8 protein-coding genes are annotated in these 10,672 nt (G+C 42.4%); 2 read left to right on the forward strand and 6 right to left on the reverse strand.

Translation table 11 applies throughout. The features are described from left to right. Positions 1-243, forward strand: a 243-nt coding sequence (locus GSF01_RS28545) for an integrase core domain-containing protein (RefSeq protein ID WP_159888660.1), incomplete at its 5' end; no start/stop codon positions are given. A 37-nt stretch (positions 244-280) separates the two neighbouring features. On the opposite strand, the gene GSF01_RS28550 is transcribed toward GSF01_RS28545, so the two are convergent. The 4 genes from GSF01_RS28550 to GSF01_RS29975 form a co-directional block, all read right to left on the reverse strand. Further along, positions 281-832 (reverse strand): hypothetical protein, encoded by a 552-nt coding sequence (locus GSF01_RS28550; RefSeq protein WP_159888661.1) that lies wholly within the window; start codon positions 830-832, stop codon positions 281-283. A 200-nt stretch (positions 833-1,032) separates the two neighbouring features. Continuing rightward, positions 1,033-2,589: a hypothetical protein gene (locus GSF01_RS28555; protein ID WP_159888662.1), complete on the reverse strand. Its 1,557-nt coding sequence runs from the start codon at positions 2,587-2,589 to the stop codon at positions 1,033-1,035. 66 nt (positions 2,590-2,655) lie between these two features. Continuing rightward, entirely contained in the window at positions 2,656-3,921 is a 1,266-nt protein-coding gene (locus GSF01_RS28560; protein WP_159888663.1) for a hypothetical protein, read from the reverse strand. An 18-nt stretch (positions 3,922-3,939) separates the two neighbouring features. Further along, complete coding sequence (locus GSF01_RS29975) at positions 3,940-6,174, reverse strand: GBS Bsp-like repeat-containing protein (RefSeq protein WP_159888664.1); 2,235 nt, start codon at positions 6,172-6,174, stop codon at positions 3,940-3,942. A 467-nt stretch (positions 6,175-6,641) separates the two neighbouring features. On the opposite strand from GSF01_RS29975, the gene GSF01_RS28570 reads away from it, so the two are divergent. Then, positions 6,642-8,336 carry a carbohydrate binding domain-containing protein gene (locus GSF01_RS28570; protein ID WP_159888665.1) on the forward strand — a complete coding sequence of 565 codons (1,695 nt, stop codon included), beginning with the start codon at positions 6,642-6,644 and terminating at the stop codon, positions 8,334-8,336. 395 nt (positions 8,337-8,731) lie between these two features. Here the strand turns inward: GSF01_RS28570 and GSF01_RS30160 are convergent, their stop codons facing one another. Next, positions 8,732-8,863, reverse strand: coding sequence for a hypothetical protein (locus tag GSF01_RS30160; RefSeq protein WP_268893752.1), 132 nt, complete (start codon positions 8,861-8,863; stop codon positions 8,732-8,734). 694 nt (positions 8,864-9,557) lie between these two features. After that, positions 9,558-10,586 (reverse strand): RHS repeat-associated core domain-containing protein, encoded by a 1,029-nt coding sequence (locus GSF01_RS30250; RefSeq protein WP_328803716.1) that lies wholly within the window; start codon positions 10,584-10,586, stop codon positions 9,558-9,560. Positions 10,587-10,672 lie beyond the last annotated feature (86 nt).

The raw sequence follows: 10,672 nt of genomic DNA on the forward strand, positions 1-10,672 counted from the left end.
GAAGACGTCAAGGTATCCATGGATGGCAAGGGCCGGGCAACGGATAACAGCCGCACAGAGCGATATTTCCGCTCGCTCAAATACGAGTGCATCTATTTGAATGAATACGAAGACCCTCGTGCGCTACGCAAAGGGATAGCTCGCTATGTCCAATTTTATAACCAGGAACGCCCTCATCAATCTCTTAAAGATGCGAGGCCTGATCAATTTTACGCCCATTGTATCGAAGAAATCGCATCCTAAAAACTAGGCCCACGAGAAGGAGGACATAACTTATTCCTCAGAAATTCGTGTCTTGACAATGGGGAGCATTACAAACTGGCGTGTAAAGGGTACCTCCGTCATAGATTTGAATTCCCTCTTCGTTATACTCCAACCAGTCAATATAAAAATGTCCTGCTGTCGTTTTATTCATTATCCAGGCACTTAACGTATACGTTGTATTTCCGGTTACTTCAAGGCGTCCATAATCAGCGGTAGCTACCGTTGGCGTTTCGCTATGGAACTGGATGCTTCTCTGACCTTCTTTTACCGTATTCGTTTGTATAAAAAAAGCTGATGCCGGCGAAACTCCTGCCCAAGGAGACTCTGATATTTCGAAGGAGGAATCAAATATCGTAATATTGTTTCTTTCATTTGCTCGTGAGATCAGATTACCATTGCTATCATATGTATAATGAATTTGCTGCTGAATGTCATTATTAATGAAATTAACTCGTTCAAGTCGAGCACTCTCATCGTAATCATATGTAATAGCTATTGCAGAAGGACAAATATATAAAGCAAGTAAAAGAGAAAAAAACAGACCTAATTTTGAAATAGTGTCCCTCATAACCCCAAGCTTCCCTCCCCGTTTTTTCATATCAATATTTGCATGGTATGCTTTGATTTCTATGTCTGAAAGAGTCTTATACAGCGTATTTTCACGAATTTTCCTGCTGTCAAACCAAAGGGGCTATGTCTTCTTTGCAGTCATAGCCCTCCTTATTAGTCTATGCATCAAAAAATATCAATGTTTGTGCCATGCTATTGCTATTCTGTATCAACGTGTGTTTTTTCGTAATTCATGATGACTTTACCTATCTGTGGACTCCATGAATTTCCCGTTGTATTATTCCAACGTACTTTTACATAATTCACTGCTGTCAGATTGCTCAGTGTGTAGGTATACTTCGTCCAATTTGAACCTGCTTTCTCCATTGTTATTAATGGATTTTCCATTCTCCAGTTGACCCCATCCATAGACGTATACAGATCAAATGGCGAAATTGGTTCTTCCACAAAATAGGTCACTGCCTGGTATGTCTTTATCCCTACCTGGTTCCATACTATTTCTTCATTTGTTGACGCATATCGCATTGCTCGGGAGGTATCACCGTCGAGATACTGTGAGTTACTTCCATCCAACCATAAATTGCTCGTATGGCTATATGTCTTACTCCAATCGTTTAGATCATCTACCATTGTTCGCACAGTCGGATCGTAATTCATGATAACTTTACCTATCTGTGGACTCCATGAACTTCCCGTTGTATTATTCCAACGTACTTTTACATAATTCACTGCTGTCAGATTGCTCAGTGTGTAGGTATACTTCGTCCAATTTGAACCTGCTTTCTCCATTGTTATTAATGGATTTTCCATTCTCCAGTTGACCCCATCCATAGACGTATACAGATCAAATGGCGAAATTGGTTCTTCGACAAAATAGGTCACTGCCTGAAATGTCTTCATCCCTACCTGGTTCCATACTATTTCTTCATTTGTAGACGCATATCGCATTGCTCGGGAGGTATCACCGTCGAGATACTGTGAGTTACTTCCATCTAGCCACAAATTGCTCGTATGGCTATATGTCTTACTCCAATCGTTTAGATCATCTACCATTGTTTGCACAGTCGGATCGTAATTCATGATGACTTTACCTATCTGTGGACTCCATGAATTTCCCGTTGTATTATTCCAACGTACTTTTACATAATTCACTGCTGTCAGATTGCTCAGTGTGTAGGTATACTTCGTCCAATTTGATCCTGCTTTCTCCATTGTTATTAATGGATTTTCCATTCTCCAGTTGACCCCATCCATGGACGTATACAGATCAAATGGCGAAATTGGTTCTTCGACAAAATAGGTCACTGCCTGGAATGTCTTCATCCCTACCTGGTTCCATACAATTTCTTCATTCGTCGATGCTAATCGCATTGCCCGGGAAGTATCACCGTCGAGATACTGTGAGTTACTTCCATCCAACCATAAATTGCTCGTATGGCTATATGTCTTACTCCAATCGTTTAGATCATCCTCAATGGTTTTATATTTTTCTTGACTCAGCTTATTTATTAAATTTCCATTCATATCGTATTCAAATAGAATACCCTCACCCGCGGGATTTGTAATGTAAGCTAAGCGTCCAGTATTATCATAAAAATAATGGTATCCATCCTTATAACTATTACTTTCATTGTTTACCAAGTCCATTTTAGCGACCGCATTCATCGAAGCAGCAACTGACTCTGATAAAGTTGGAACTGATATTATTGTGATGGCTAATACGACTAAAATAACTTTTTCCCATTTGCGAAACATCGGTTGACCCCTTCCCCCTTTATTTTCGTAGAAATCTGATAGCATTCTGAATCATAAAGTCGTCAGCTACCTCTCAATAAAAGAATCAAAAGGGAATTTTTCTACTAACCTTGCTCCTGTATACTCGTTCTCAATGCCGATTTTTTGATATAGTTCTTCTGTTATTTCAAAAAGACGAAGCCCATCGATATGAACGGTGCTTGGGCCAGGATCAATATACGAACTTATTAAAGAAATCGGAGCCCCTGTTGATTTAAACTTCACATAAGCGGTTCTCCAAGTATTATCTGCAGTAAAATAATGATATCCCAGATTCAATCCCCAGTCAGTCTTTGTATCATTTACTCGTAACGAAACTGTATTGGATGCACTTGCTTTATAGTCAACGAGAACTAGAAAATGACGACCTGCAGATATAGGACCTATCTCCCTATACATTGATGCCCAACCATTCCCAGTCTGCAATTGCTGACTTGTATTCCCGTACTTCGACTCTCTGCTTAAGCTTGGAGTACTGTGCCCATCTAATATCCAGCCATCGCCAATCCCATCGTGATTTGCATCTTTTTCAAAATTCCCATCATCATCTAGTATGTCACCGTAAATAAATTTACTTGTTAGATTGGTCCCGCTTAATTCCGAAGAGATATCGATTTGATTATATACGGACGCCGTAATCTCAAAAAGACGTAAGCCATCCACAGCTACCGTATAATTTCCGACATCCATATATGCTCCAGTTATGGTGATGGGATTTCCCGTAGAATTAAACTTTACGTAGGCTGTTCTCCAAGTATTATCGGTGATAAAGTACTGGTAGCCGAGATTTAGCCCCCAGTCAGTTTGCGTATCATTAACACGCATCGAAACTGTGTTAGAAGCGTTCGTTTTATAATCAATAAGAACCAGAAAATGTTTTCCTGGACTTATTGATCCTATTTCTTTCTTGAAAGAGCCCCATCCATTAATCTGCAATTGCTGGCTCTTGCTCCCGTATCTCGAGTCAGCAATCAAACTCGCACTGACTTGCCCTTCGACTAACCATCCATCTGTTATTCCATCCTGATTGCTATCACTTTCGAAACTCCCGGTATTCCCTAACAAGATACTTGACATGTCTTTGTAAGCTAGTGCTCCCCATGTCTTTTTTTTAATGGCATTGCCATTTTGGTCATATTTATATTCAATGAATTTGCTCGCTGTCAAATGAGAGGTATACAGTAATCTACCTGCAGAATCATAGGTATTTGCATCAGTTGACTGAGCTAGCGCGGGGAAACCAAATAGACAGATCATGATAATGCACACTAGGCTTATAGATATAATTCTCATGCTTTCCCTCCAAACTAATCACACTTGCACTTGAATGGAGAATACCCCTATCAAAACCGAATTCCCATAGGCATCTAATGAATACACATGTGTAATATACTTACCGGTTTCATAGCTATGCTTGCTGAACGGAATCGAAACTTTCCACTGGCGTTCCCCGATTCGATGCCCCTTAATATAAGGATGTTCCAGGTCATCTTGACCATTGGCTTCAGTCCAGGTAGGGAACATCACCCCCGTTACCTCTGGATTCACTCCGTCGATCACGATATCGTAAGAGCCGCTGCTCAAGCTTACCGTTGAAGGAACATTACTGGATATCCATGTTTGGTTTACCATCGCCGATACCGTGTGGACAAGCACATTGTCTGCATATACATGCGTCGCATACAAACCGGCTTCCCCATTATGCTCGCTCAACACAATCGTAGCCTTCCACACACCTTGCGACACCTTCTGTCCCTGCACCCACTTAAGATCATCTTGACCTCCGGCAACCGTCCATGTTGGGAATACAACACTGGAAGCAGTACCCGGAACCCCATAAGCATAGATATCATAAGAAGGCATCGTCGTATCCAGCAAGGTCGGAATTCGGATTCCTGCCTGGGCCTGCGTAACAACTCCTCCAAGGATCACCTTGTTGCCGTATGCGTCCACCGAATAAATATGCGTATTATAAGTACCGGTTTCGTAATTATGCTTGCTGAATGGAATGGTGATCTTCCACTTACGCTCTCCAATCCGATACCCTGCAATATAAGGATGCTCGAGATCGTCTTGGCCATTGGCCTCAGTCCACGTAGGGAATTCCACACGTGCTACTTCAGGGTTCACTCCATCGATTACGATATCATAAGAATCGTTGCTAAGGTTAACAGTGGATGGAATATCAATTGCCACTGAAATTGGGTTTACCATCGCTGTAACCACGCCGAACAATGTACTACCTACATAGACATGCGTCTCATAGTTGCCGGTTTCCATGTGGTGATCTGCATACGCAACAGTTGCTTTCCAAACCCCTGGGGCTACTTTCTCCCCAGGCAGCCAGGCAAGGTCATCTTGTCCGTTATACGAAGTCCATGTTGGAAATACCAAATGCACCGCATCAGTCGGCATTCCGTAAGCATAGATATCATAAGATGCCGAGGAGAGATCCAGATATTGCGGAACGACTACACTGGGCGATGGCTGCACTTTGCGCGAGATCATGTTCCCATTGTTATCGTACTTCATAGCCAGAATAAGTCCAGTAGATGTCGTCATGTATGTCATACGGTTGTTCTTATCATACATATAGTCCATATCCATATCCGGACTTAGCATTAAAGGTTGGCTTGGCAAGGAAACGTTACCATAGGAATCTATCGCCCTCACCGTAAATGTATAACCTATCGTCTCGTCGGTTCCGACGACGATGAAGCTTGTCGCGTTCGTTCGTCCAAGATAAGTACTACCCGAGAAAACCTCGTAACTGGCAACCCCCGTATTATCCATGGATGCATCCCAACCTAAACTGATCGTGGATGATGTTCGGTCGGTCATCCTCAGATTGCTCGGAGAAGATGGAGGGGTTGCATCTCCCAAATAGGTGATCACCGGATTCCAAGCCGTACTGTCTGCATAATTGTTCTCTTTTTTATTGACTATAAAATAAAGGGCATCGCCGGTTAGCACATTAGTTGAAATATCTACGTTGTAGCCGATTCCGTCATTAAATGCGATAGATTGCCATCCTGAGGTTGGCCATAGCTGTGTCTGGTTTTTCATGATCTTAACCTGTACGCCGTCTCCGAAGCTGGTGTTGGCTTTTCTTACGTTTCCTGTAATCCGTACCTCTCCTGGAACAGGAGCCGTCCACTTACGAACGGAATCCTTTACGTCTGGATGCTGTTCTGATGCAAACACTAAATTATAAGTACTCGTCCCCTTCCACCTGTTGTTCACCGCATCCCACATCATATCCGTAAAGGTACTACCATCCCATTCCTGATAGCTCCAGTTGTTAGCCCCTTGTACCGAGCTAAAGCCGGATGCTGCACTATTTGGAACTTCTGTATGGTTTAACGCAGATGGAGCTTGATAAGCCGTGCGTGCAACAGTTCGAGGTTCATATACATCTTGTGTGACACTTTCGAGCTTCTCAAGCCGAATATCTCCGACTTGAGTGGCCGAGATAGGAAAAGGTATTGAAAAAACAAGTACGACAACTAAAAGCCACGACAGGTACAAACGACGATTATAGAACACTAAACTTTCCTCCTCGAAATTGGCAAGTACAGATTCAAAGACGCATAGGCCTTGCTGCTTTTCTAATTTGGCATGTTACTTTTCATAAGTCATGAAATTTCTATAACTAGAGTAATGTATAAAAACCTCATAGCCTGGGAGACATGATACCACTTTCTAATAAAATACAGTTCTCTCTAATATATCATGCAATTATGACATTTTTCCTTAGGATGTTTTGTCGTATTATGTCTTTTCAGCAATAATAATTGTTGGTACTAAGGCTTAGTAACAGACGGCTGACTGCTAAGCCTCTTGGAACAAGCTTGTCAAAATAAAGCTGCCAGGGAGCAGGAAAACGAAGACGTTTTGGAGAAAACTGAATTAGAGGGGTGACCACTTGATCACAACTTTGTGAAAAACTGAAGGCAAGGCAAGTACCTGCCAAATAAACCATTAATTATTATTCTAAGGGAGATGCATATAACTTGATCAAACGTATTTCTTTTATTATTGGATTAATTTCTTTAATATTAATTGCTCCATCTAATGCTAATGCCTTATCAGTTCAATATTTTTATGATCAAAACGGTAAATTGCTTACCTCTTTTCTGCCCAGTGTAGGTAGTATTTCATATAAGTATGACAAAAATGGGAATCTTCTCAAAAAGCAATTGGATGGGAACCTGCTCTTCAACGGGGGATTCGAAAGGTACACCGAAGGAAATGGAGTAGCGGATGGATGGAGAACATCGGTGACGGCAGGAGTTGTAGAAAATTATCAAATATCGAGTGCTTCATCGAGTGGAGAAAGAGCTCAGCAAATGAAGGTGACAAATGTTCCTGTTGGGGGACGAGCATATCTTTATCAAGACGCTAGTGTGGAAGAAAATAAGGATTATGTATTTAGCAGCCAAATCAATATCACCGAATTAACTAAAGCGAAAGTGGTCTATAGCTTGAGCTTTATGGGTGAAAATGGAGGCGTTGTAGGGGGACAATCAAAGGAACTGAACACCAAAACACAAGGGTACACCACTTTAACCTTTGCCGGGACTATACCAGCGAATACGACATGGGCCCGCTTGCACGTTTATATAGAGGCTCTTGATGGAATTGGGGCCGGGACATTCTATTTGGATGCTGTAGATCTTTATTACGGCAAGGAAAGAAATCTGCTCTTCAACGGGGGATTCGAAAGGTACACTGAAGGAAATGGAGTAGCGGATGGATGGAGAACATCGGTAACAGCAGGAGTTGTAGAAAATTATCAAGTATCGAGTGCTTCATCGAGTGGAGAGAAAGCTCAACAAATGAAGGTGACAAATGTTCCTGTTGGGGGACGAGCGTATCTTTATCAAGACGCTAGTGTGGAAGAAAATAAGGATTATGTATTTAGCAGCCAAATCAATATCACCGAATTAACTAAAGCGAAAGTGGTCTATAGCTTGAGCTTTATGGGTGAAAATGGAGGCGTTGTAGGGAGGCAATCAAAGGAACTGAACACCAAAACACAAGGGTACACCACTTTAACCTTTGCCGGGACTATACCAGCGAATACGACATGGGCCCGCTTGCACGTTTATATAGAGGCTCTTGATGGAATTGGGGCCGGTACATTCTATTTGGATGCTGTGGGTCTTTATTACGGCAAGGAAAGAAATCTGCTCTTCAACGGGGGATTCGAAAGGTACACCGAAGGAAATGGAGTAGCGGATGGATGGAGAACATCGGTAACAGCAGGAGTTGTAGAAAATTATCAAGTATCGAGTGCTTCATCAAGTGGAGAGAAAGCTCAACAAATGAAGGTGACAAATGTTCCTGTTGGGGGACGAGCGTATCTTTATCAAGACGCTAGTGTGGAAGAAAATAAGGATTATGTATTTAGTAGCCAAATCAATATCACCGAACTAACTAAAGCGAAGGTGGTCTATAGTTTGAGCTTTATGGATGGAAATGGAGGCGTTGTAGGTGGGCAAACAAAGGAACTGAATACCAAAACGCAAGGGTACACCACTTTAACCTTTGCCGGGACTATACCAGCGAATACGACATGGGCCCGCTTACACGTTTATATAGAGGCTCTTGAAGGAAATGGGGCCGGTACATTCTATTTGGACGCTGTGGGCCTTTATTACGGCAAGGAAAGATATCTGCTCTTCAATGGAGTTTTTGAAAGATAGAGATGGAAATGAAGGAACATATTATCAAGCAAATAATGAAGAAAACCGTGAAACCGATATGTCTCTAGCAAGGCATAAGTCAAGAGGCTCTGGCGCATGAATGCGATGTAGATCGAGTTTGGGAGAAATAAGCCTTCCATTACGAAATATTCGACCTCTGCAAAGGGCTTGGAATTCAAGCAATCCGATTTTTTCAAGCTGGTAGAGGATGAAGAATTACGAGAAAGCGGAGAAGAACGGCTAAGAGATAAATAAGAGCGGGACGTGAGCTCATGATAGCCGTGTCCCGTTCTTATTGTGGACACATCAATCGCGATAAAAGATTGGCGCCATTTGCATGATCGTCCTTAAGTCCTGCATGGTACGTCCGTACTTTTTCAATGCATTTCGATAGTTCAGCGTTTCTTCTCGTTGGAGAATGAGTTGAAACTGCATCGGCGTAAGTTCTGCTTTAACTGCTGCTCGGCATCCACTTGCTTAGCATGCGACAGAGCGGCTTCATCCAGCTTGCTGCTGATATGCGCCAACTCATTAAACCCCTCGTCAAGCGGGCTTCATCCAATCTGGTAATTGCTGCTGTGACAATAGTATGCCCTCCCAACGTAAATTGTTGTTGATGTTACCTTGGGAGGGGGATGATTGGCAATATGCAATTGAGTCGCCCTTTCACGATATGGGCACAATTATTAACGCCGCCCGCCAATCCGTAGATCATCGCGGTGCGACCGCAAACTCTGAATTTCTTGGATGATTTGCTGTCGCCGCGCCGCAGTTGTATGCGTCCTTCCATGCTCAAAGGAAAGTTCGCAGTGGCATCTCGACAAAGCAAGAGTATCTGTGTTCGCATGTCATCCAATTCGATTCCTATCAGCAGACAAATAGGTAGCGCTTCTTTTTCTAACGAAGTCAGCAACAACAAAACCTCCAGCGAAAAATTGTTGATGTTACCTTGGTTCGGTGGTTGCGTGCAGGGACAAAAAAGAAACCACAACGCAAGTTAGTCACATTGTGGTTTTGGGCTATTGGCTATTATTGCCTAAATGGATTATGTGGGCATTTTTCACATTTTTCGTTTGTATAATCTGTTGATTTCCCTAGTTCCTCCAATATTCCAATTTTGAACAATTTCTTACGCTCGTAATTAATATCGAGACATAACCCTAACTCAATCTTCGTTTGTAATAATGGGCAATAATACACTTCTTCCGACTTATTACTCATTTACTTCAGCCTCTTTACAATAGCTTGAATTGTCTCGTCAAAATAACTTTTTCCATATGCTGTTATCGCTTTACCACTTCTATTTAACACAACTACCGCTTCTGTTGTAAGATAAAGATATGTGTCTGTCTTTGTTTGGTCTAATACCAAACGGGCATTAGCTACTGTACTATTCATTAATTCTTCTGATACTCCACGTTGCGCAGCTCGTTCAAGGGCGTGTTTACTGTAACTGGTAATAGTTTGTCCAGGGGAATTAACAATAACACCCAGCCCCTCTATTTCATTACCTACCTTTAAAGCGTTACTTCCTGAAATTAGACCTCTCACCCAATTCCAAGCTTTTGAAGCACCTTCTTTTGCGCCATTGTAGATAGAAGGAGCAGAGGCAATCCCACCCGTTACAAAGCCTCCACATTGACTATCATAAGCACAACCAATAAAAGCATCAGAAATGCCCGTAGGATCATTTTCAAATCGGACTGACCCTTCTGGATACCACTTTCCTTTAGCAATCCCGTTCTCAACAATCTGTCTGCTGAAATTTGTTGCGTTGTTGTCATCGATGTAGAATGAAGTTCCTACGCTTCTATTAACTTTTTCGTCAAGAATACCGCCATCGCATCCCCCAGGTCCTGACCATTTTCCATCAGCGGAGGTACACCAATGCCCGGTAGGATCAATGTATCTCAACGGATTATTATGCACATACGTATACAAATTCAAACTCAACGGATTCGTAATATCCCCTTCATACGTATCCTCATTTATAAACCGTCCTACACTCGGATCATACCACCTCGCCCGCAAATACTGCAATCCTGTGCTACTATCCCAGAACTCACCGCTGTAACGGAATGGTTGCTCAATTGACTCCTGCGTGGTTAGCGGATTGCCCCAAATATCATAGGTGTACGTATTAACTTGATTCCCAGATGCATCCGTTAACGCAACGACATCCCCGTGTCCATTTGTTTGATAGTAGTGCTTTGTTTTTTGCAAGCGAAAAATGCTTAAACTTGCTGCCAAAAATGCCGAGACCGCTTGCCAGATGAATGGTCACTGCGGAATTCGCTCCATCGCTTGCTTGAGCCGGAAACTTTCACCCGTGAATG

The organism is Paenibacillus puerhi, from assembly GCF_009846885.1.
Classification (GTDB): Bacteria; Bacillota; Bacilli; order Paenibacillales; family NBRC-103111; genus Paenibacillus_G; species Paenibacillus_G puerhi.

Coding starts and splice junctions, on each gene's coding strand:
- GSF01_RS28560 (WP_159888663.1), bottom strand. CDS start 3,921: ATGAGAATTATATCTATAAGCCTAGTGTGCATTATCATGATCTGTCTA.
- GSF01_RS28550 (WP_159888661.1), bottom strand. CDS start 832: ATGAGGGACACTATTTCAAAATTAGGTCTGTTTTTTTCTCTTTTACTT.
- GSF01_RS28555 (WP_159888662.1), bottom strand. CDS start 2,589: ATGTTTCGCAAATGGGAAAAAGTTATTTTAGTCGTATTAGCCATCACA.